The 23061-nt window shown below is 50.1% G+C and carries 18 protein-coding genes and 1 CRISPR repeat array; of the genes, 6 read left to right on the top strand and 12 right to left on the bottom strand.

The genetic code is table 11. From position 1 onward, the window contains the following. A complete protein-coding gene (gene csy3, locus HMPREF3091_RS03825; RefSeq protein WP_070714336.1) occupies positions 1 to 993 on the top strand; it encodes a type I-F CRISPR-associated protein Csy3 in 993 nt (330 codons plus the stop codon). A gap of 13 nt (positions 994 to 1006) precedes the next feature. After that, complete coding sequence (cas6f, locus tag HMPREF3091_RS03820; RefSeq protein WP_070714334.1) at positions 1007 to 1561, top strand: type I-F CRISPR-associated endoribonuclease Cas6/Csy4; 555 nt, start codon at positions 1007 to 1009, stop codon at positions 1559 to 1561. A 181-nt stretch (positions 1562 to 1742) separates the two neighbouring features. Beyond that, positions 1743 to 2612: direct repeats of the CRISPR family, unit length 28 nt; unit sequence GTTCACTGCCGTACAGGCAGCTTAGAAA. Between the two features lie 77 nt (positions 2613 to 2689). Here the strand turns inward: cas6f and yejF are convergent. The 6 genes from yejF to HMPREF3091_RS03790 all read right to left on the bottom strand — a co-directional run bounded on the left by yejF (position 2690) and on the right by HMPREF3091_RS03790 (position 11019). Next, on the bottom strand, positions 2690 to 4297 hold the full coding sequence (gene yejF, locus HMPREF3091_RS03815; RefSeq protein WP_083321354.1) for a microcin C ABC transporter ATP-binding protein YejF: 1608 nt from the start codon (positions 4295 to 4297) through the stop codon (positions 2690 to 2692). A gap of 1 nt (position 4298) precedes the next feature. After that, entirely contained in the window at positions 4299 to 5321 is a 1023-nt protein-coding gene (locus tag HMPREF3091_RS03810; RefSeq protein ID WP_004089523.1) for an ABC transporter permease, read from the bottom strand. Continuing rightward, positions 5321 to 6418 (bottom strand): microcin C ABC transporter permease YejB, encoded by a 1098-nt coding sequence (locus HMPREF3091_RS03805; RefSeq protein WP_070714332.1) that lies wholly within the window; start codon positions 6416 to 6418, stop codon positions 5321 to 5323. Before HMPREF3091_RS03805 ends, HMPREF3091_RS03810 begins: the two co-directional genes overlap by 1 nt. 10 nt (positions 6419 to 6428) lie before the next feature. Continuing rightward, positions 6429 to 8255 (bottom strand): extracellular solute-binding protein, encoded by a 1827-nt coding sequence (locus HMPREF3091_RS03800; protein ID WP_070714330.1) that lies wholly within the window; start codon positions 8253 to 8255, stop codon positions 6429 to 6431. Positions 8256 to 8504: 249 nt separating this feature from the next. After that, complete coding sequence (locus tag HMPREF3091_RS03795; protein ID WP_070714328.1) at positions 8505 to 10088, bottom strand: cyclic di-GMP phosphodiesterase; 1584 nt, start codon at positions 10086 to 10088, stop codon at positions 8505 to 8507. Positions 10089 to 10383: 295 nt separating this feature from the next. After that, positions 10384 to 11019, bottom strand: a complete 636-nt coding sequence (locus HMPREF3091_RS03790) for a flavin reductase family protein (protein ID WP_070714326.1) — start codon at positions 11017 to 11019, stop codon at positions 10384 to 10386. Between the two features lie 174 nt (positions 11020 to 11193). On the opposite strand from HMPREF3091_RS03790, the gene rlmF reads away from it, so the two are divergent. After that, positions 11194 to 12141 (top strand): 23S rRNA (adenine(1618)-N(6))-methyltransferase RlmF, encoded by a 948-nt coding sequence (gene rlmF, locus HMPREF3091_RS03785; RefSeq protein ID WP_070714324.1) that lies wholly within the window; start codon positions 11194 to 11196, stop codon positions 12139 to 12141. 60 nt (positions 12142 to 12201) lie between these two features. Here rlmF and ybiO read toward each other — a convergent pair whose 3' ends face one another. The 5 genes from ybiO to HMPREF3091_RS03760 form a co-directional block, all read right to left on the bottom strand. Further along, on the bottom strand, positions 12202 to 14445 hold the full coding sequence (gene ybiO, locus HMPREF3091_RS03780; RefSeq protein ID WP_070714322.1) for a mechanosensitive channel protein: 2244 nt from the start codon (positions 14443 to 14445) through the stop codon (positions 12202 to 12204). A gap of 249 nt (positions 14446 to 14694) precedes the next feature. Further along, positions 14695 to 15417 (bottom strand): glutamine ABC transporter ATP-binding protein GlnQ, encoded by a 723-nt coding sequence (gene glnQ / locus HMPREF3091_RS03775; protein ID WP_004089509.1) that lies wholly within the window; start codon positions 15415 to 15417, stop codon positions 14695 to 14697. Further along, positions 15414 to 16082: a glutamine ABC transporter permease GlnP gene (glnP, locus tag HMPREF3091_RS03770; protein ID WP_004089507.1), complete on the bottom strand. Its 669-nt coding sequence runs from the start codon at positions 16080 to 16082 to the stop codon at positions 15414 to 15416. The genes glnQ and glnP overlap by 4 nt, the downstream gene beginning before the upstream one ends. A 227-nt stretch (positions 16083 to 16309) precedes the next feature. Beyond that, positions 16310 to 17053 carry a glutamine ABC transporter substrate-binding protein GlnH gene (gene glnH / locus HMPREF3091_RS03765; protein WP_004089505.1) on the bottom strand — a complete coding sequence of 248 codons (744 nt, stop codon included), beginning with the start codon at positions 17051 to 17053 and terminating at the stop codon, positions 16310 to 16312. A gap of 433 nt (positions 17054 to 17486) precedes the next feature. After that, the gene (locus HMPREF3091_RS03760; RefSeq protein ID WP_070714320.1) at positions 17487 to 17921 is read right to left on the bottom strand and encodes a nucleotide triphosphate diphosphatase NUDT15; all 435 of its coding nucleotides are present in this window, start codon (positions 17919 to 17921) and stop codon (positions 17487 to 17489) included. 260 nt (positions 17922 to 18181) lie between these two features. Between HMPREF3091_RS03760 and fruB the strand changes: the two genes are divergently transcribed. Genes fruB through fruA form a run of 3 tightly spaced genes read left to right on the top strand, consistent with a single transcriptional unit; the run spans position 18182 to position 21962 of the window. Beyond that, positions 18182 to 19315, top strand: coding sequence for a fused PTS fructose transporter subunit IIA/HPr protein (gene fruB, locus HMPREF3091_RS03755; RefSeq protein ID WP_070714319.1), 1134 nt, complete (start codon positions 18182 to 18184; stop codon positions 19313 to 19315). Between the two features lie 2 nt (positions 19316 to 19317). Then, positions 19318 to 20256, top strand: coding sequence for a 1-phosphofructokinase (gene fruK / locus HMPREF3091_RS03750; protein ID WP_004089482.1), 939 nt, complete (start codon positions 19318 to 19320; stop codon positions 20254 to 20256). Between the two features lie 14 nt (positions 20257 to 20270). After that, positions 20271 to 21962: a PTS fructose transporter subunit IIBC gene (gene fruA, locus HMPREF3091_RS03745; protein WP_070714317.1), complete on the top strand. Its 1692-nt coding sequence runs from the start codon at positions 20271 to 20273 to the stop codon at positions 21960 to 21962. Positions 21963 to 22030: 68 nt separating this feature from the next. Here fruA and nfo read toward each other — a convergent pair whose 3' ends face one another. Next, positions 22031 to 22888 (bottom strand): deoxyribonuclease IV, encoded by an 858-nt coding sequence (gene nfo / locus HMPREF3091_RS03740; protein WP_070714315.1) that lies wholly within the window; start codon positions 22886 to 22888, stop codon positions 22031 to 22033. Positions 22889 to 23061 lie beyond the last annotated feature (173 nt).

Here is a 23061-nt window from a genome sequence, read left to right as displayed (position 1 = left end):
ATGGCTATTAAAACAGCATCCGTACTGGCATTCGAACGTAAACTGGCAAACTCCGATGCACTCATGTTTGCAGGGAAATGGGATGATATTAACGGCGGAGTCTGGCAACCGATTCATATTCAAGAAAAAGCGGTGCGCGGTACGATTTCCAATCGCCTGAAAAATGCCATTGCCAGCGATCCTGCTAAATTAGATGCCGAGATCCAAAAAGCTAACCTGCAGCGCGTTGACGTAGCCGCTTTACCAATGGATGCCGATACGCTGAAAGTGACCTTTACCCTACGTGTATTAGGCCATTTATCAACGCCGTCAGTGTGTAACGATCAGGAATACCAAGTTGCGTTACAGGATGTGATCGAGGGGTATATCTCGGAGCATGGCTTTACCGAACTGGCTGCGCGCTATGCAGAAAATCTGGCTAATGGTCGTTTTCTGTGGCGCAACCGCGTTGGCGCTGAAGCCATTAAAGTGCATATCTCCTCAGGAGAACAACGCTGGACGTTTGATGCACAACACTACAGCCTGCGTGAATTCCGCCAACCCGATGGTGATTTGCAGGCGCTCGCGCAGGTGATTGAGAGTGGACTGCGTGGAGAAAGCTTTGTTTTACTTACCGTTGAGGCGTTTGTTCAATTAGGTGCAGGGCAGGAAGTTTTCCCATCCCAAGAGCTTGTTCTAGATAGTAATAGTAAAAAAAGTAAGGTGCTATACCAGGTCAGTGATGTCGCTGCGATGCACTCGCAAAAAATCGGCAATGCCTTACGCACCATCGATACGTGGCATCCCATGGTCGATTCACTGGGGGCGATTGCCGTTGAGCCCTATGGCTCAGTTACCAGCCGTGGCGTTGCCTGCCGTCAGCCAAAAGAAAAAATGGATTTTTATACCCTACTGGATAAGTGGGTCACTAAGGGGGATAAGCCTGCGGTAGAACAACAGCATTATGTGATGGCTATATTGATCCGCGGTGGTGTCTTTGGTGAGAAAGAGTGATTAAGGGGCTGATATGAATTTTTATCAGGATATCCGCGTGCTTGAAGACCCTGAGTTCAGTGAGCCAATGCTAATGGCTGCGCTGTTTGCCAAGCTGCATCGTGTATTAGGTGCGCAAGCCAATGGCGCGGTTGGGATAAGTTTTCCCCGTGCGGGGAAAATGTTGGGCGATACGCTGCGTTTACATGGTTCTCAAGACGCATTGCAAGCGCTGCAAGCAACACCGTGGCTGAAAGGACTGCGAGACTATACACAATGCAGCGACATCCAACGGATCCCTGAGAATGTGATGCATTGCACCGTGAGTCGAGTGCAGGTGAAAAGCAGTGCGGAACGACTGCGGCGCAGATCGGTTAAAAAAGGCTGGCTCACCGAGGAACAGGCGCGGGAGCAAATTCTGGATGCCAACGAGCAGCGCACCTCATTGCCCTTTATTTCGTTGAAAAGCCTGTCCACTGGGCAAATGTTCCAGCTGTTTATCCGCCAAGGGAAAGCGCAGCCTCATCCTCAGACGGGAACCTTCAGTAGCTACGGCTTAAGCTCAACCGCCACTGTGCCGTGGTTTTAGTTTTGTTGGTTTTCAACGCCCGCCTGAAACCAGTCGGGCGCTTCAGCTAAAACCCTTTTTTATTGCTTGCTCGTAACTTATTGATTTTCAATCATCATGGATGATGCAAAATAAAAAGGGTTTTATAAAGAGTAATGGGCTATTGTTTTGATTTATTGAATCTTTCTACGATTATTCTACAGTTCACTGCCGTACAGGCAGCTTAGAAAAGCATCACTACTGGCGCGGGTGCTATCAGAGTGTTCACTGCCGTACAGGCAGCTTAGAAATCTTTACTTCCGCGCTTTCAAATATAGTTGCTGTTCACTGCCGTACAGGCAGCTTAGAAACGCCAATTGTTAAATATTTAGCATCTGCATCTGGTTCACTGCCGTACAGGCAGCTTAGAAAAAATAATTATAGGCAATTTCTGGACAATCATCGTTCACTGCCGTACAGGCAGCTTAGAAATTCTTTGAAAGTGTTTTTTTCCACTGATTGAACTTCACTGCCGTACAGGCAGCTTAGAAAGCCAGTTAAACCCGATCCGCTTTGTTGCCCCAGTTCACTGCCGTACAGGCAGCTTAGAAACGCAACATTTCCCGCAATCGTGGAAACACTGAGTTCACTGCCGTACAGGCAGCTTAGAAAATCAATATCATTTTCATAATCAACTAATCCAGGTTCACTGCCGTACAGGCAGCTTAGAAATGAAATGCGGATTTTGAAAAAATGAGCCTTATGTTCACTGCCGTACAGGCAGCTTAGAAAACGGCACCAGCTGGGGTGCAAGCAACATTCACGTTCACTGCCGTACAGGCAGCTTAGAAACTTAACGCCCATATCAGACTCCGGTTATCAATGGTTCACTGCCGTACAGGCAGCTTAGAAAACTAGCACACGTCAACCACTATGCCTATGCATGTTCACTGCCGTACAGGCAGCTTAGAAAATGCGTAGAGGGGTATGCATGCGGTAGTGATTGTTCACTGCCGTACAGGCAGCTTAGAAAAACTGGCGGCGTCGCTCCAATCCACCAGTCAAGTTCACTGCCGTACAGGCAGCTTAGAAAGTGTTTTCACAAGTTTGTAGCCTAGGCTACAAACTCACTGGCGTTCTTTTACCGCATCCGCAATGATTTAGCCTATCTCAGTCTGCAAAGGCTAATAGCTGGCGCGTGTAGTCTTGAGCGGGATTGGCAAAAACTTCAGCGCAGTTTCCGTGCTCAATCACTTTTCCGTTCCGCATCACCATCACCTGATGGCACAGTGAACGCACCACCTGCAAGTCATGGCTGATGAACAGGTAGCTGAGCTGGTGGCGTTGCTGAAGCGTTTTCAGCAGCGTTAAAATCTGCGCCTGCACGGAGCGATCGAGCGAAGAGGCCGGTTCGTCCAGTATCAATAACCGAGGTTCAAGAATTAAGGCGCGGGCAATGGCAATACGCTGACGCTGACCGCCGGAAAACTCGGTGGGGTAGCGATAGCGTGTTTCTGGATCGAGCCCAACTTCGTTCATAGCGCTGATTACCCGCTCTTCCCGTTGCTGTTCATTCAGCTTTTGGTGTACCTGTAAGCCTTCGGCGATGATTTGCAAAACGTTCAGCCGAGGGTTCAGCGCCGAATACGGATCTTGGAACACCACCTGAATCTGGCTGCGATACGGCTGAAGCTGCTTTAAATTCAGCAAATGTAGCGCAGTTCCCTCAAACCAAATTTCGCCTAGCGCCGGAATGAGTCGTAAAAGAGCCAAACCGGTAGTGCTTTTCCCCGATCCAGATTCACCGACTAGCCCTAAGCTTTCCCCTCGTTGCAGCGTGAAGTTGAGCCGATCGACGATGTGGCTATAGCCAACGGTGCGGCGCAGTATTCCCTGCCGAATGGGGAACCGGACGCTGAGATCTTTGACTTCCAACACGGTTTGCGCCGGTTGAGGCAGCGCCACCGGATCGCCAGAAGGGATGGCGTCGAGGAGTTGCTGAGTATACGGATGCTGCGGTGCTGAAAACAGCGCCTGACATTCACCGGTTTCCACGATTTCGCCATAGCGCATCACGGCTACGCGATCGGCCAAGCGCTTAACAATGTTGAGATTGTGGGTGATGAATAACATCCCCATATTGAGTTCTTGCTTGAGTTCAGCCAGCAGTTCAAGGATCTGTGCCTGCACGGAAACATCAAGCGCCGTGGTCGGTTCGTCGGCGATCAGCAGCTTAGGTCGAGTCAGAATAGCCATGGCTATCATGATGCGCTGTCTCTCCCCACCGGAGAGCTGGTGGGGATAATCATTCAGGCGTTTTTCAGGCTGACGAATTCCCACGCGATCTAGGCAGCGGATAATCTCTGCGCGCGCCTGAGCACGACGCATGCCTCGGTGCAGCGACAGCACTTCAGCCAGTTGCTTTTCGATACTGTGCAGCGGATTTAACGACACCATTGGCTCTTGGAAGATCATGGCAATTTCATTGCCGCGAATGCTGCGTAAAAAGGCTTCGTCTGCGTGCAGCAGCGATTGACCGTTAAACAGAATATCGCCGCTGGGGTAGTGTGCTGGAGGTGAAGAGAGCAGGCGCAAAATCGAAAGCGCAGTGACGCTTTTTCCAGAACCAGATTCTCCGACCAGAGCGAGGGTTTCACCGGCGTTGATATCAAGCGATATCCCGTTAACCACCGGACGGGTCACTTCGCCATGGCGAAAATGAATATGCAGATCGCGAATGCTAAGCAGAGATGAGTGCGAGAGTGACATTTCCGCCATATCAATTCACCTTCGAGGGATCGAAAGCGTCGCGTACCGCTTCGAATATAAATATCAGCAGCGACAACAACGCCGCCAGAACCACAAACGCCGTGATACCTAACCATGGTGCTTGCAGGTTGTTTTTACCCTGCAGCAGCAAGCTTCCTAATGAGGGAGAGCCGGTCGGCAACCCGAAACCCAAAAAATCGAGAGAGGTGAGGGTGGTGATAGCGCCGCACAGGATAAAGGGCAGGAAAGTGAGCGTTGCGACCATCGCGTTCGGCAGCATGTGGCGTAGCATGATCGTGCGATCGTCTACGCCCATCGCTCTGGCCGCGCGGATATAGTCAAAATTGCGCGTGCGGAGAAACTCGGCACGTACCACGCTCACCAGCACCATCCAGCCGAAAATAACGGTAATGGCCAGTAGCCACCAAAAGTTTGGCTGCACCACGCTGGAAAGCAGAATAATCAGAAATAGCGTTGGCATACCGGACCACACTTCGATAAAACGTTGGCCGATTAAATCCACTTTTCCGCCGTAAAATCCTTGAGTTGCCCCTACGGTGATGCCAATGATGCTCGAGAGCACCGTGAGCATTAGACCAAACAGAATGGAAATCCTTAGGCCATATAACACCTGCGCCAGAATATCGTTGCCGTTTTCGTCGGTGCCGAGCCAATGTTGGCTAGACGGCGGAGAGGGGAACGGCACTTTGGTGGCGAAATTAATGCTGTTATAGCTATAGCGAATCGGCGCCCAAACCGCCCAGCCATGCTGTTCGATATTGCTTCGGATCAACGGATCTTGGTAATCGGTCGCCGTTTTAAAATCGCCGCCAAAAGTGGTTTCCGGGTAGTTAACTAAAAAAGGGGCATACCATTGCTGGTCGTAACGTAACAACAAGGGTTTATCATTAGCGATAAGCTCGGAACCGAGGCTCATGATAAACACGATCAGGAAAATCCATAGCGACCAATAGCCACGTCGGTTGGCCTTGAATCGCTGCCAGCGAGCCTGATTTATTGGATTAAGCGTCATTAGTGTCGAGCCTCGAAGTCAATACGCGGATCGACCAGCGTGTAGGTGATATCGCTGATAATGTTCAGTAGTAAACCAAGCAGCGTGAAGATGTACAGCGTGCCGAACATCACCGGATAGTCGCGCTGCAAAATGGCGTCGTAGCCCAGCAGCCCAAGGCCGTTAAGTGAAAACATCACTTCGATCAGGAGTGAGCCGGTAAAAAACATGCTGATAAACGTCGCAGGAAAACCGGCAATCACCAGCAGCATGGCGTTGCGGAACACATGCCGGTAGAGAATTTTCTTCTCGTCGAGGCCTTTGGCACGCGCGGTGACAACGTATTGTTTGCGGACTTCATCCAGAAATGAGTTTTTGGTTAGCATCGTCAGGCTGGCAAAGCCGCCAATGACGGTGGCGAGCACCGGCAGGGTGATATGCCAAAAGTAATCGGTGATTTTGCTGTACCACGGCAGCGAGCTGAAATTGCTGGAAACCAAACCGCGTAGCGGAAACCAATCCCAATAGCTGCCGCCAGCAAACAGGACAATCAGCATGATGGCAAACAAAAATGCGGGGATGGCGTAGCCAATAATAATCAGTGTACTGCTCCAGGTATCGAACCGTGAGCCGTTATGAACCGCTTTGCGGATACCCAACGGTATCGACACCAAATAAATGATCAGCGTGCTCCATAGCCCTAAAGAGACGGAAACCGGCAGGCTTTGGCCGACCAGTGACATAACGGAGCCGCCGCGAAACAGGCTATCGCCAAAATCGAAACGAACGTAGTTCCATAGCATGTCGAAATATCGCTGATGGAGCGGTTTATCGAAGCCAAAGCGCTTTTCAATTTCGGCAATAATCTGCGGATCTAATCCGCGAGCGCCGCGATATTGACCTTCGCCAACGTTACTGGCCGCAATACCGCCGCGCGCGGCTCCGATTTGGTCGCCGCCGCCGGAGCCAAATCCCGCATTTTGTCCCATTTCGATATTGGCAATTGCCTGATCGACGGGGCCACCCGGCGCGATTTGCACGATGAAAAAATTGATGGTGATAATGGCCCAGAGGGTGGGGATTATCAGTAATAGGCGACGAATAAGATAAGCGGTCATCGTAAACCTCTTAGCGCCGTTGCTGCGGTAACTGAGCCGCACGGTTTACGTCATACCACCAGGTATCAAACCCAAGATCATAGGCCGGACGCAGCGCCGGCATGGAAAACTTGTCCCAGTAGGCAATGCGGTCGTGGTTGGAGTACCACATTGGCAGCATGTAATGATTCCACGTCAGTACGCGATCTAACGCACGGCCAAGCGATAGCAAAGCTTCCGGTTGGCCTTGATGGCTGATGATGTTGTCAATCAGGCTATCAACGGCAGGATCCTGCACGCCAGCGCTGTTCCACGTGGAATCGATATAGTCTGAGCGCCAGAGAATTTTTAGCGAAGGGTCAGGATAATTCATTCCGCCATAGACGGTGGGGAACATATCGAAATCCCGCGAGCGAATACGGTTGGTGTACTGCGAGGTATCCACTTCACGAATATTTAACGTGATGCCGAGTTTTTCCAGATTGTGTTTGAACGGCATGACATATTGGAAATTACTGCTGCTGGGCAGCAACAATTCAAAGACGAACGGTTTTCCGGTCGCTTTGTTGACCAGCTTTTGATCTTTTACCGTCCACCCAGCTTCTTCCAAGAGTGTGGTGGCTTTCAGCAGATTTTCGCGGTCATTACCGCTGCCATCGGTGCTGGCTGGCTGATAAATCTGGGTAAAGACTTCCGCAGGCACTTTGCCCTTGAGCGGCGCTAGCCACGCGAGTTCGGCAGAGTCTGGATAGCTTCGCGCCGCGTATTGGGTATTCTGGAAATAGCTATCGGTACGCTGATAGGCGTCGTAATACAGCGCTTTGTTCATCCAAGCAAAATCAAAGGCCAGTGAAATTGCTTCGCGCACGCGCCGGTCGGCAAAAATAGGGCGCTTGGTGTTGAACGCCAGCCAACGGGTATCCTGTGCTGACTGATTGGTTTCATCAGATTTGACGATATAGTTTTTGGCAAAATTGCCGCCGCTGTATTGGGTTGCCCAGTTTTTCGGCGAGGTTTCGATGCGAAAATCGAAAGCGCCGGCTTTAAAGGCTTCTAGCGCCACTTTGTCATCCAAATAGTAATCGTAGCGGATGGTGTCAAAGTTGTACTGCCCGCGATTGACCGGTAGGTTAGCCGCCCAATAATTAGTGACGCGCGAATAGGTGACGAATTGCCCTAAACGATAATCTGAGATGCGGTAGGGGCCGCTGCCCAGCGGCGGAGTGCTCAACGGCTCAGAGAGTTTATGGTTTTTCCAAAAGCTTTCCGGCATCACTTTTAAGCCACCGATCAGGCTAAGCATCATTTCTTTGTCTGGCGTCGGTAGTTCAAAGCGCACGGTCAGACGAGAAATGGCTTTGACCTTTACGCCTTTGTAGTAAATCCGGTATTGAGGAACGCCCTCAGTCATAAACTTATTAAAGCTGAACGCGACGTCCTGAGCGGTTATCGGCGTATTATCCTGAAAACGCGCATCGGCGTTGATGTTGACTTCGGCCCAGCGGAATTGGTCGTCATAGCGTACGGATTCGCCAATGAGCGGATAGTAACTGCCGATTTCATCAGCGGAGTTGGTGAACAGCGTGTCATAGAGCTGGTTGGCACGCACGGCGGGATGCCCACGAGAAGAGTAACTATTAAAATTATCGTAGGTACCGAGCGCCGAAAGCGTGATATCACCGCCCTTAGGGGCCGCGGGGTTCACATAATCAAAGTGGGTAAAATCACTGCTGTATTTCGGCTCGCCTAAAATGGAAAAGGCATAGCTTTCGTTAATGACGTCGGCGCGAACGTTAAAACTGAGAGCGGCCACAAGGGGAACCACCGTGCACAAAGTCTTCAGAAAGCGCGAGTGCATAAATGTGTTAGCTCCTGCTTTACGCCCAGAATCTTCTGGGCAAACATGATATTCAATCAGGCAAACGAGGGATCCACGGTAAATAAAATCAACCGCGTGTTACTCCGTCGAATTCTCCGCAACCCTGCGGATGTACCAAGAATAGCAATGTTAAGCTAAGCGGGGGATAAAAGTTTCAATTCATTGTGTTTTTTTGTGTCTTTTATTAGCGCAAACACGGTTCTTGGCAAGATTTTGTGCATGGCCAACTCAAATGATGGCGTTCAGCTTTGGAAGCACCTGATCACGATAATAGTCGTGCAGTTGCTCAACCGGCATGGGGCGGCTGAATAAATAGCCCTGCAAGTAGTTAACATGGCGCTGCCGCAGGTATTCTGCCTGCTCTTCGGTTTCAATACCTTCCGCAACGATTTGCAGTTTGAGCTTATTGGCTAATTCGAGCACCGCATCTAGAACGGGCGCAGTGACCGTTTCGAGCCCAATTGAGTTAACAAAACCGCGGTCGATTTTCAGGTAATCAATTTTATAGCGCTGCAAATAGATCAGCGCGCTGTGACCCGTACCAAAATCATCTATGGCGATCTCAATCCCCTGCGAGTGGAGCCAGTCAAAAATGGCCTCGGCGCCGCCATGTTGCACCATGCTGCGCTCGGTAATTTCAAACAGTGGAATAAAATACTCCGTCGGCATCATGTTAATGAAGTGCAGGACGTCATTCTTGAAGCCGTCGAGGGTCATATGCAATGGCGAGATATTCAGGCCCAGCTTAGTCCCTTTGGGTACAACATCGATCAGACGATGCGCATCGCGAGCCGCCAGCGCCATGATGTGTTGGGTGAGTTGCACGATCAATCCCTGTGACTCGCAGTACGGGATGAATTCATCTGGTGGGATCAGCCCTAGTTTGGGATGTTTCCAACGCACTAAGGCTTCAAATCCGCCCGGTAGATGGGTTTCTGCATGAATCACTGGCTGGTAGAGCAAATAAAACTGATTGTGTTTGATGCCTTGCAGGATCTCGCGATCGAAGCGGCGCTGCTGAGATAAAAAATAGAAAGTGATCAGCCAAGCAATCACCGCGACCAGCAGCGAGAACATGCCCAATAATCCCAAATCGCTGGTGGAGAGTGGGCTTCCATACAGGCGGAAGGTAAAGCGGTTTTTCTCATCCTGCACGGTGACATCAGGGTTGGAAGGTAATTCGCCAACGGTGACAATGTTGGGCTCATAGGTGCTAATCGCGCGATCTTTGATAATCAGCGCTAAGCCAGAAATAGTACGTTCGCGGCTGAAAAATAGCATGTAAGGCGCGGGGTTGATATCCAGCGTGAGCAAAACACCAGAGCGAGTACCATCCCCGGTGGAGTGCCAAAAGGCAATCACCGGACGATCGGGAACCAGCGGCGTTCCTTGCTGTAAGATCATATCGGTATCACGGTCGAGATCGATATCGGGATAGATAGTTGCAGCCGGGGACGACATCGCGTGCGTGACACTGGAGCACACAGCGGTACCGTTGCGAACCAGAATATAGGCCCGCACGCCGCCGCTGAAGACGGCTTTGCTGGAGAGGGTGTTTGCCACCTCTTCACAGAGCACATGAGTGAGTGGTAACAGAGAGACCATTTTTTGGTCTAAGTCATTGGCAAGATGTGATGCGTACATCAGTCCTGTTTTGGCTAACTCAAACTGCTGTTTTTCGCGCTGCTGCTGTATGGAGTGCCCTGCCAGCATAAAAAAAACAGCAGCCACGATGACGGCGACGATTGTTGATATCAATACGCGCAATGACGTTGAGGCAGATCTTTTATACAAGGCTGTGGGTAACACCATGCCGCAGTTCCTGAGCAAAGTAGGGCTCAGAGATAATTCTGGAGCGCCTGATATTAATGGTTAGGATTTTTCTAAATAGAAAATAAGATATTTCCATTAATAAATACAGGGATATTTGTTTTTGGTATGAATTATTCTATTGCTGGGTATTTAATAAAAAATTAAAAATGTTTATCTATTGTGAATTAATATGAGGCTAAACAGCAGGTAATCGCTGTAAAGTGTTGAAGCCAAAAAGGATAATATAATTGGCTTCTTATATAGAAAGTGTCTGTTTTTTAATCTTCTCTATGTTCTATTTTATTGTCGGTCTATGCATATCGAAACGGTTTTCATCACTGATTGAGTAATAGGCTGAGGGACCACCTGCACGCAAAATAGGGTTGGCCGCGGCTGTTTGATATATACCATTCTCATCAAGTAGGTTTTCGGCAATATGAATACCAATCACTTCGCCTAATACTAGCCAAGAGTCAAATGGCTGACCGTATTGGTCTTGAAGCTGAATGCATTGTGTGAGCTTACATTCAAAATTCACTGGGCTTTCAGCTACCCGAGCAGGCTTAACCCAGCGGCTAGCCAGCACGTTTACCCCTGAAAACACAAATTCATCTTCGCCGTGTGGTAATGATGCCGAGCTTTGATTCATCGCCTCAGCATTATCAAGGGTGGCGAGATTCCATACAAATTCACCGGTTTCACTAATGTTTGCTACGCTGTCTTTCCAGCCGCTACTGGCGAAACCAATCACCGGCGGGCGATAGCTGAAGCAGTTGAAAAAGCTGTACGGAGCAAGATTGTGTTGTCCATCGCCGCTGATAGAGCTTATCCATCCAATAGGACGCGGGCCAATGATGGCATTAAGGGGATCGTGTGCTAATCCGTGGCCTTGGGCGGGCTGATAGCTGTAATACTCAAAGAGTGAAGACATGTCACATCCTTACGCATTCAATAGAGTCAGCAACAGCTTAGCGGGTGTGTTAGTCAGTGTCAGTAGAAACGGGTATACTTCGCCTAATTTCCCTATTCTATACCCTAACTCGTAGCCTATCCGTGCGTGTGGGGCATACATTCATGATGTCTTAATGTTGATCGAAACCGTCGAATGAAAAACCCAAAAAAGAAAAGTTTTCCTGCACAAAAAACCAATTTGCATCCACGTAATCTCCATCGTGAACGCTATGATTTTCCGGCTTTATGCCAAACCTCGCCAGAGTTAAAGGCCTTTGTGGCGCGTAACCAGTGGGGAGATGACAGCATTGATTTCGCCGAACCGTTGGCGGTGAAAGCGCTGAATAGCGCGCTGCTGCAGCATTTTTATCAGATCGGTCACTGGGATATTCCCGATGGCTATCTGTGCCCACCGATCCCTGGCCGTGCCGATTATCTGCACTACTTGGCTGATGTCCTCGCGTCGGACAATGGCTATCAGGTGCCACGCGGGCCTAACGTGTGCATTCTTGATATCGGCGTCGGTGCGAACTGCATCTACCCGCTGATTGGTCAACATGAGTATGGCTGGCGCTTCACGGGCACCGAGATTGATCCTATGGCGTTGAAATCGGCGGGTGCGGTTATTAAGGCTAATCCTGAAGCTGCAAAAAATATCCGTCTGCGTCAGCAGCAAGATCCGGCCAAAATCCTGAAAGGGGCAATCAAGGCTGGCGAACACTATGCGGCAACGCTGTGTAATCCACCATTCCATAGCTCGGCTGAAGAGGCGCTGAATGGTACCCGTCGCAAACTTACAAATCTGGGACGCGATGCGAGCAAACCAGTGCTGAACTTTGGTGGAAAAGCTGGGGAACTGTGGTGCGAAGGCGGGGAAGTGGCCTTCATCACCAAAATGATTGAAGAGAGCGAGTCTTACGCTAAACAAGTGGGATGGTTCACCAGTTTAGTCTCTCGCCAAGAGAATCTGCCGGCCATCTATGAGGCTTTAGAAGACGTCGAGGCCTTGGACGTGCGCACCGTAGAGATGTCTCAAGGGCAGAAAGTGAGCCGCTTTGTGGCATGGACATTCCTGCCTGAGAACAAACGTAAAATCCGCTAATCAGCGCTAGCTGAATCAACGGTTTCCTCTCGAGTGATTAGGAGAGGAAACCCGATTTTCCTATGGCGTTATGCCATCTTCTCCCTCCAGCGGCGGTAACGCCTTTCTCTGCTGTTCGGCATAGCTGATTTGCACATTCTGATGCGGCGTTTTGATCCCCGCGCGTTGGAAATGTTCTTTAACCAGTTTGTCCAATGCATACTGAATCGTCCATTGCTGTAGCGCGACGGTACGGATCGTCGTGCGTAGAGTGAACGAAATATCATCCAGCTTAACCACGCCGTTAAATGCGGGTTCTCCAATCAGTAGGCTTTTCAAACGCGGATTTTCTCGTAGCTCCGTCACGGCCTGTTTCAACACTTCGTTGGCTTTCTCAATATCTTCATCACGGCTAATCACATAGTTGGCACGATAAACGCCAAATTCGCGAGCGTAATTAGCGACGGTGGTAATTGAGGAGTACGGCACCAGATGATAAACACCGTAATCATCGCGCAGGCCGATAGAGCGGATGGTCATCCGTTCAACGGTGCCCGTAATACCAAACACGGTGACGTACTCGCCGGTATTCATACCGTTTTCAAACTGAATAAAAATACCGTTGATAACGTCTTTGACCAGTGTTTGAGCGCCAAAGCTGACCGCTAGGGTGAGAGCCCCTGCGCCAGCCAGCAGGGGGGCGATATTGATGCCGATTTGAGAAAGAATAATCATCACCGTTATGGTCGTGATGACAATGGAAAGCACGTTGCGGAACAGCGTCAGCAAAGTGCGTTCGCGTGCGCCGGGATGCTTGGGATTATCCATTTCTAAACTGAGTCGATGTTCGATAATACTTGCCAGCAGCGTCCAGCCCAATACGGCGATAAACATAATCAGCAGGATATGGATGATACCGCCAATAATCTTTTCGCCGGTCGCAGAGTCCAGCCATGAGCGTAGATTAAAGATATGCCAAGCGTCGAGCAGGAACAGCAGGATCGCGACTACGACGATAAAACGCATGATCTGTAGCGCGCTAGGAATATAAGAGTTTACCCGACGCTCCAACATGGGATATTTCAGCTTCATCTCGGTCGGTAACGTGATGCGGCGTGAAATCCATCGTGTCAGCAGGCCGGAAACTAAAGCGCCACAGCCAACGACTAACAGGCTTTTAATCGTAGCGTCCATCATGAAGGCGAGGCTGTTACCGGGATCGAACTGAGAAAGTAAAAACAGCACGAGAAAATAGCCAATCGCTAACAGATGCCAGACGTGAGACAGCGCGTGTAAGAACATGCCGAAAAACGCCAGAGAACGGTTGCCTAGCGCGGTGATTTCTTTCTGAATAGGCGTGCGATTTATCAGTATCAGCCCAATGGCATAGACCGTGAGCGCCAGCATAATACAGAAGTTAACGAGAACCCCCACCGAGGTGCCTAACTGAACGTTAGTGATGGGGACGACCACCATCAGCCCATAGCCAATAAGACCACTTAACCACGCAAGCCGCGTATTCCAATATTTCGCCGTGGCGTCGCTAAAAGGGAACGGACGCAGATAGTCAAATTTAGGGGCAAAGATCAGACGTAAGACGGCCTTAAAAAACTCAATAAGCGCAAAAGCATTCAGAAATAGCGTCTGTTGGCGCATGACAGCAGGGCTGTTGTGACCAAAAGAAGTGCTACCAAATGAGGCGGCGATAATATTGCCCGCCGTAATGCAAAATAGCAGGATCAGTAAATCAATAATAAACGCACTTAAGATGGCGGTTGGGCGTCGTGCCCAATCCACACGCTTTTCGCGCGCTTTATGTCCCCAACTGCCGATGCGCTTATAAAACGGGGTGGCAAAAAAACGGATTGATAAGAAAATGGCAAAGGTCACTGCCACGGTGAACAGAAAGTGACTTAGCGCAGGCCAAAAGGTGTCAGGGTTAAACGCCTTGTGTGGCGGCGATTTTAGCGTGGTGACCACGTTATTCAGCTTATTTTGAGCCGCTGCCAGATAACCTTGAACCGTGGTGTCGAGTTGTTCAGCAAAAGAGTCTGAGCGTGGTGGTGCTGTGGTCTCTTTGTTTGAAGGCGGCGCGGGTGGTTTGCCTGTTTTGGCGCTGTCGCGTAGTTCAGCAATCAGCGCATCGCGGCTGGAGGCGTCAGACAGAATATCGGCCAGAGCAGTATAGGCGGCTTTTGAATCGCTGTTTTTAGCTGCGTCAGCCGCATTTGCGCTGCTTATCGCACCGGTGAATGAAAAGAGTAAGGTAAAAACGAAAAGCCAGTAGCGTAAGAAAGTGGGGATAAGGCGGGCTCCCTGTGACATAAAAAGACTCCATTAAACAAGCTTACAACGCTGCTCGGTGATGGGGATTGCGGTAAAAAAAGCAGACGGCTGATTATTTGACGCCGTCAAACTGCGGTGTTGATGAGGCTAAACGGTGTTAAGTATAGGAATAGTGAACCGGTTTTGCTGAGTATTCGTGAACGATTCGTGCGTAATACGCGTGTAGCCGCAGTGGACAAAAAAGCAAGGGCGCTTAAAAGCGCCCTTGCTATGAGGTACTTAGCGTTATCAGGAAACGTGCTGTAGGAATTCGCGCAGACGGTCGCTTGGCGGATGACTGATTAGCGCGTCAGGCTCGCCATCTTCCGTGATGCGGCCTTTGTCCACGAAGATCAGGCGCGAAGCCACTTTCTGTGCGAAGCCAATTTCGTGCGTCACGATAACCATTGTCATGCCTTCTTCGGCCAGATCCTTCATGACCGTCAACACTTCATGACGTAACTCAGGATCGAGTGCAGAGGTGGGCTCATCAAACAGCATCATCTTGGGCTTTACCGCCAGCGCACGAGCAATCGCCACACGTTGCTGTTGCCCACCAGAAAGTTCAGATGGATAGTGATCGGCGCGTTCAGACAGACCCACTTTTGCCAGTAGTTCACGCGCACGCTTTTCTGCATCTTCTTTCTTCATGTGGCGGACACGCGTCGGGCCAAACATGACGTTTTCAAGAGCGGTTAGGTGTGGGAACAGATAAAACTGCTGAAACACCATGCCCGCTTCTTGACGAATCAGACGCTCGTCAACTTTCGGATCGTTCACGTCCATGCCATCAACCAGTAGCTGACCGGCGCTGATTTCTTCGAGCTTGTTGATACAGCGCAGCAGCGTTGATTTCCCTGAACCTGATGGGCCGATGATGACAACCACCTCGCCCTGATTGATGTTCAGATTAATGTCATGCAGAACCGCAGTCTGACCGAAGCTTTTATCAACATGTTTAAATTCAATCATATTATTTTCAATCTTCTTTCCAGACGACGTAATACATAGCTCAGTGCCAGCGTGATGATCAGATAAATCACGGCGACTGCGCTCCAAATCTCCATTGCGCGGAAGTTACCGGCAATAATTTCCTGTCCCTGACGGGTTAATTCGGCGACGCCAATAACGATGAACAGGGATGTGTCCTTGATGCTCACAATCCACTGGTTACCCAACGGCGGCAACATGCGGCGTAGCGCCAGTGGCATAATGACGTAGCGCAGGGTATCGCGTTTGGAAAGACCGAGTGCTAAGCCCGCTTCACGGAAGCCATTATGAATCGAAAGTACAGCTCCGCGCGTTATTTCAGCAATATAGGCACCGGAGTTAATCATGATCGTCACGACCGCCGCGGTGAGCGGATCGATACGCACTTGCATGAATGCTTGTAGCATCATTGGCAGGGCGAAGTAGATGAACATGACCTGAACGACGATAGGTGTACCGCGGATAAGCTCAATAAAGACTAGCGCGATATGGTTGCTCAACCAGCCACCGTACGCTCGGGCAAAACCCGCGACGAGGCCGATAACCAAGCCGCCTAACAGCCCGACGATAGAAATCCATAGCGTTAGCTTGGCACCTTCGAGCAGGATAGGGAAAGCGTCCCAAATGGCGCTCCATTCAAACTGCATGTTGTATTCTCCTGGAAACTTTGCCCCTTTATACACGTCGTACTTGAAATTGCCCCTTTGGGGTCAGCGCAAGCGCTGTTCAAAGGCTGAAACCTTTGGTGATGCAATTTCAATGATGGTGTGTATAGAAAGATCTATCGGGCAATAACTTCAACTATTTACCCATTACCGCCAATATCACGGAGGGACAGATCCCTCCGGATAAATTCATTAAATTTTTATTGGTTTTATTTAGGTTCTACGCCAAACCATTTTTTGTAAATTTCGTTGTAGGTGCCATTATCACGCAGCGTTTTCAGGGCACCGTTTACTTTTTCACGCAGGTCGCTGCCCTTAGGGAACGCGATGCCATACTGTTGTGCTTCTAGAGAATCACCCACGGCTTTGAACTGACCATGACCGGCAGTTTTGATGAAGTACAGGATATTTGGCGTGTCGTGCAGTACCGCGTCGGCGTTGCCAGTACCTAACTCCAGATAGGCGTTATCGATATTTGGGAACTGACGCAGATCCTTGGTTTTGATGTTGGCTTTGGCGTAATCAACGCCCGCCGTGCCGCTCTTAACGGCGACAACTTTACCATCCAGATCTTTCACGCTTTTCACGTCGTTATTGTCTTTTTTGACCATTACCAGCAGACCGCTGTTGTAGTAGCCATCAGAGAAGTCGATCGCTTTTTTGCGTTCGTCAGTGATGCTGATGCCCGCCAGCGCCAAATCGACGTTACGAGTCTGCAGACCTGGGATTATCCCGCTGAAATCCATTGGTTTCAGGGTATAGGAGAGGTTCAACTGCTTAGCGATGGCATCCCATAGATCGATATCGAAGCCAACGTATTTATCACCCTGTTTGAATTCGAAAGGAACAAATGCCGTATCCGTAGCAACGATAAGCTGTTTTTCAGCGGCGTGAGAACTCATGGCAAAAGCTAAGGTAAGAGCAGCTACAGATGCTTTAATTATAGATTTCATAAGCAAAAATTCCTTAAATTTCGGGATAGCCCATTTGTGTTTACCTGATTGACAATGGAAGAATCATGCCAACTATTTATATTCTATGTATATCAAATGGTTATTAGATGTTGTGGATAGGGATTAACCAATAACGGTCAGGCTAAACCTGTGGGTGCATTGTTTTGGTGCCCTTTTTTGGTGCATGGAATTCCCAAATGGTGCACCGCAGTAGATTTAAGGGAAAAACACAGGATTCACAATCTATATTTAACAATTTTGTTTCAGTTGTGATAACTAAATCTAACTTTTGTTCGTTGAAGGGATTGTTTTGCACTTAAATGGTGCGATAGGGCGGGGTTGGACAAAACCATGAGAAAACGAAAAGCGAGTAGATGATGACATCTTGTATCTACTCGCTCTGCACATCAGAGGTTCTATTGAATGCAGTGTGTTAGACGTCATTGGTCGCCGACGGGAGGTAAAACTCGCCATTCAGCCATAGGTGAATCCCATTGCGACAGGCTTCAAAGCAGGGTTCCGGCATGCGTTGCGGGTTGCACCAACGCCATTGCTCGCATTTTTCGGGCTCGCGTAGCTGGGGCTCACCGCGAACATAGGTGGCGACCATAATCATAGAGACGTTATGAACGCCTTCATCTAACCAAGTGGCTAAATTATTGGTCACGCCGATCAAACGCGGTTCGGTAACAATAAGGCCCGTTTCTTCTTCAACTTCGCGAATCGCTGCTTGCTCGAAAGTTTCGCCTTCCTCAACATGCCCGCCGGGGATCGACCAGAATGGTGCGTGGCTACCACAGCGTTTCCCCAGTAGCACCTGACCTTGTGGATTAGCGATAATGATGCCAACGCCGACTTTTACTGCCATTGATTTTCTCCATCAGCAAACTTCAGCAAATTATCTCAGCTTCATACTTTTAATGACAGCACTTCAGCAAAAGTGTGCTGTCCCTCAAAAAATGAAAATAACATTCACCGAATATCTTGCTTATAAAAAGGGCAAAGGCCAAACTCATCGAAACGATTCAGCGTTGTATTCGATCTGTTTTAGAAAATACAGCGCGATTTTTTTAAAACATAGCTGAAACGATTCAACCATAAATTTTGCCCAGTGTGAGAGGAGCGTTTATGTTTCACCTGTCCCCACAAGATATACATCTTGCCGCTTCGGCGAGTAATAAAGAAGAAGCAATTCAACAAATTGCAGCTGCACTGACTCAGGCTGGGTATGTAAGCGAAGGTTATGTGCAAGGCATGCTCAATCGTGAAAAACAGACCTCGACCTATCTTGGTAGCGGCATCGCGATCCCACACGGCACCACCGATACACGCGATATGGTGCTGAAAACTGGCGTAAAGGTTTTCCAGTTCCCACAGGGCGTTGAGTGGAGCGAGGGCCAGTGTGCCTATGTCGTTATCGGTATTGCTGCGCGTTCCGATGAACATCTCGCGCTGTTGCGTCAACTGACACATGTACTGAGCGATGATAGCGTTGCACAGCAGATGGCGCAGACCACTTCAGCAGAAGAGTTACGTAGCCTGCTGATGGGCGAGCGCAGCGTAGCGGCTTTCCGTTTCGACGCGGGAATGGTCACGCTGGATATTAATGCTGATAGCCTGATGACGTTACAGGCTATCAACGCGGGACGTTTGCAACAGGCCGGTGCGGTCAACGCAGAATTTGTGAGCGACGTGATCACGCGTCAGCCGCTGAATCTTGGTCAAGGTATTTGGCTCAGCGATAGCGCGTTGGGCAATCAGGCGAGCGCCGCGGCAGCCGCACGGCCTCAGACTCCGTTTGACGTGGATGGCGAGAAGGTTGGTTTGTTGCTGACGGTTGCCATGGCGGACGCACAGCCGGAAGGCATGTTGGGGTATTTGAGCACCTTATTACAGAACAATCAGGCCGAGCGCCTGCTGAAAGCGACGGATGCCGCCGCCTTGGTGGCGTTACTGACCAGCGAAGTGGCAGAGGAAGATTCTGTGCTTAGCGCGGAGTTCGTGCTGCGCAACGAGCATGGCCTGCATGCGCGTCCTGGGACGCTGCTGGTGAATACCATTAAGAAATTTGAAAGCCAGATCACCGTAACAAACCTTGATGGTTCTGGCGTTCCAGCCAATGGGCGCAGCCTGATGAAAGTTGTCGCGCTGGGCGTTAAAAAAGGTCATCGCCTGCGTTTCACTGCTAACGGTAGCGACGCAGCGCAAGCATTAGAAGCAATCGGTCAGGCCATCAATGATGGTCTAGGCGAAGGGGCATAAGAATGAGTAGAAGAGTTGCAACAATTACCTTAAATCCGGCCTATGACTTGGTTGGTTACTGCGCCGAGATTGAGCGCGGCGAAGTTAACCGCGTTCAGACTGCAGGCCTGCATGCGGCAGGTAAAGGGATCAACGTTGCCAAAGTACTAAAAGATCTTGGTATCGACGTGACCGTGGGTGGTTTTCTCGGTAAAGAGAATCAGGATGGTTTTCAGCAGTTGTTCAGCGAGCTGGGGATTGCGAACCGTTTTCAGGTCGTGGCCGGTCGTACGCGCATCAACGTTAAGCTGACAGAAAAAGACGGCGAAGTTTCTGACTTCAACTTTTCTGGTTTTGAAGTGACCAAGCCGGACTGGGAGCGTTTCGTTAATGATTCTCTGAGCTGGTTGGGTCAGTTCGATATGGTTTGCGTGAGCGGTAGTTTGCCAGCAGGCGTTGATCCTGATGATTTTACCGATTGGATGCGTCGTCTGCGCAGCCAATGCCCATGTATTATTTTTGACAGCAGCCGTGAAGCCTTAGTTGCTGGTTTGAAAGCTGCGCCTTGGTTGGTGAAGCCGAACCGTCGCGAGCTGGAGATCTGGGCTGGGCGCGAGCTGCCAACCTTAGACGATGTCGTCGGTGCAGCACATGCGCTGCGTGATCAGGGCATTGCACACGTGGTTATCTCTCTCGGTGCTGAAGGTGCGCTGTGGGTTAATGCATCCGGCGCATGGCTGGCTAAGCCACCCGCGTGTGAAGTGGTTAGCACCGTGGGTGCTGGGGATTCCATGGTAGGTGGCTTGATTTACGGGCTAATGATGCGTGAATCCAGCGAACACACCCTGCGTTTGGCAACTGCCGTTGCGGCGTTGGCCGTCAGCCAGAGTAACGTTGGCATTGCCGATCGCACACAACTGGCAGCTATGATGGCGCGTGTTGACCTGAAGCCTTTTAATTAATTGAGGATGGCCACATGAAAACCTTACTGTTAACCGAAGGCGCTCAGGGGCAGGCTCGTAGCTACCTCGCCAAGCGCATGTTAGAAAGTGTTGCAGCCAAACTGGATATTACGCTCATTGATGCTGCTCAGGATGCTGAACTGATCATCGTTATCGGTGACGAGCAGCCACAAGACACCACGCTAAACGGCAAACGCCTGTTTATCGGCAGTGCTGAGAAAGCGATTCGTGAACCGGAAGCGTTTTTAGCTCAGGCGATGGCTGAAGCGCAACCTTACCAGTACGCCAGTGCTACCGCTGCAACGCCGGCCAAAGGCCAGATGCGTATTGTGGCCGTTACCGCTTGCCCAACGGGTGTTGCGCATACTTTTATGGCTGCTGAAGCTATTGAAGCAGAAGCTAAAAAACGTGGCTGGTGGGTTAAAGTGGAAACCCGTGGCTCAGTCGGTGCGGGTAACGAAATTACCCCTGAAGAAGTTGCCGCTGCGGATTTGGTGATTGTCGCTGCTGATATCGAAGTTGATCTGAATAAATTCTCAGGTAAACCGATGTATCGCACCACAACCGGTTTGGCATTGAAGAAAACGGCGCAGGAGTTGGATAAAGCGCTGGTGGAGTCTGAAACCTTTACCGCACAGAAATCTTCTTCAACGGCGTCCTCATCTAAGAAAAAAGAGGCGGTGGGGGCCTATCGCCACCTGCTGACCGGCGTATCTTACATGCTGCCAATGGTGGTGGCGGGCGGCCTGTGTATCGCGCTGTCGTTTGTATTTGGGATCGAAGCGTTTAAACAAGAGGGCACGCTGGCGGCGGCGTTAATGCAGATTGGCGGTGGTTCTGCATTCGCGTTGATGGTGCCCGTTTTGGCAGGGTACATCGCGTTTTCCATTGCTGACCGTCCGGGTTTAACGCCTGGTTTGATCGGTGGTATGTTGGCTGTAAGCACCGGTGCTGGCTTCTTGGGGGGGATTATTGCCGGTTTCCTCGCGGGGTATGTGGCCAAATTAATTAGCACTAAGCTGCATTTGCCACAGAGTATGGAGGCCCTAAAACCTATCCTGATTATTCCGTTGATAGCGAGTTTGATCACAGGCTTGGCGATGATTTATATCGTTGGTAAACCTGTTGCCGCCATCATGGAAGGTTTGACTCACTGGCTGCAAGCGATGGGTACGGCTAACGCCGTGATCTTAGGCGCGATTCTGGGCGCGATGATGTGTACCGACATGGGCGGTCCGGTCAACAAAGCGGCTTATGCCTTTGGTGTTGCGCTGCTGAGTACTCAGACCTATGCACCAATGGCGGCGATCATGGCGGCGGGTATGGTTCCACCGCTGGCAATGGGTTTTGCAACGCTGGTGGCGCGTAATAAATTTGCTCAAAGCGAACGCGAGGGTGGCAAAGCTGCGCTGGTTCTAGGGTTGTGCTTTATTTCTGAAGGGGCGATTCCCTTTGCCGCGCGAGACCCAATGCGTGTTCTACCGTGCTGTATTGCCGGTGGTGCGCTGACCGGTGCTTTGTCCATGTTCTTTGGCGCTAAGCTGATGGCTCCACACGGTGGCTTGTTCGTACTGTTGATCCCTGGTGCCATTACACCGGTAATTCAGTATCTGATCGCGATTGTGGCGGGTACGCTTCTGTCAGGGGGCTTATATGCTCTGCTGAAACGTCCAGACGTGGAAATTGTGGAAGAGAAATTGGCTTAAGCTTAGGCGATAGCTGAAATGAAAACGGGTGCCCCAGTGGCACCCGTTTTGCTATGGGATACTCTGAGTTACGCTGCGTTCTCCGCAACTTCTTGCGATTTCAGCCACGCAATCTCTTCAGCCCAAATGTCTGGGTTTACGGTTTCCAGAATCAATGGAATGCCGTCAAAGCGTGGATCACGCATAATCCAGCTAAACGCATTTTTACCAATGTTGCCTTCGCCAAGGCTATGGTGCCGGTCTACGCGACTGTCAAAGGCACTTTTGGCATCATTGAGATGCATACCGCGCAGATAGTTAAAGCCAACAGTACGCTCAAAGTGAGCAAAGGTTTTGCTGCACTCTTCTTCGGTACGCAAATCATAGCCCGCAGCAAAGGCATGGCAGGTATCAATACATACCCCAACGCGCGATTTGTCTTCGACACCGTCAATAATGGCGGCCAGATGCTCAAAGCGGAACCCGAGATTGCTTCCTTGTCCCGCCGTATTTTCGATCACTGCGGTAACGCCCTGCGTTTTATCTAACGCAATATTGATAGATTCAGCAATGCGGGCGAGGCATTTATCCTCATCGATTTGCATCAGATGACTGCCCGGATGGAAATTCAGCAATGTCAGCCCAAGCTCGGAGCAACGTTCTAACTCATCGATGAACGCTTCACGGGATTTTTCCAGTGCCTCTTCAACCGGATGACCGAGGTTAATCAAGTAGCTGTCGTGAGGTAGAATTTGTTCTGGCTGGTAGTGGTATTGCGCACATGCAGATTTAAATTTATCAATCACTTCAGCCGTTAACGGGGCGGCTTTCCACTGACGTTGGTTCTTGGTAAATAATGCAAAGGCAGTGGCTTCCAATTCGTGCGCACGAATGACGGCCTGATCAACGCCGCCGGAGGCGCTGACATGGGCTCCAACAAATTTCATTGTTCTTCTCCTCTTTTATGAGGGGCATTATGGCATTGATGTGGGGATGGTGTAAGGTTTCATACGCTCAGAGCACTGAAATCTGCATGAGGACGGTTAAGGTTTCGTACGTCTAAGGCACTGAAACCTGCATGAGAACTGTGTAAGGTTTCGTACGCCTAATACACTGAAAT

Origin of the sequence: Hafnia sp. HMSC23F03 (assembly GCF_001816025.1) — a bacterium.
Lineage (GTDB): Bacteria > Pseudomonadota > Gammaproteobacteria > Enterobacterales > Enterobacteriaceae > Hafnia > Hafnia paralvei.
Note: the sequence above shows the minus strand (reverse complement) of the source record. Positions and strands in the feature narration are given on the sequence as shown.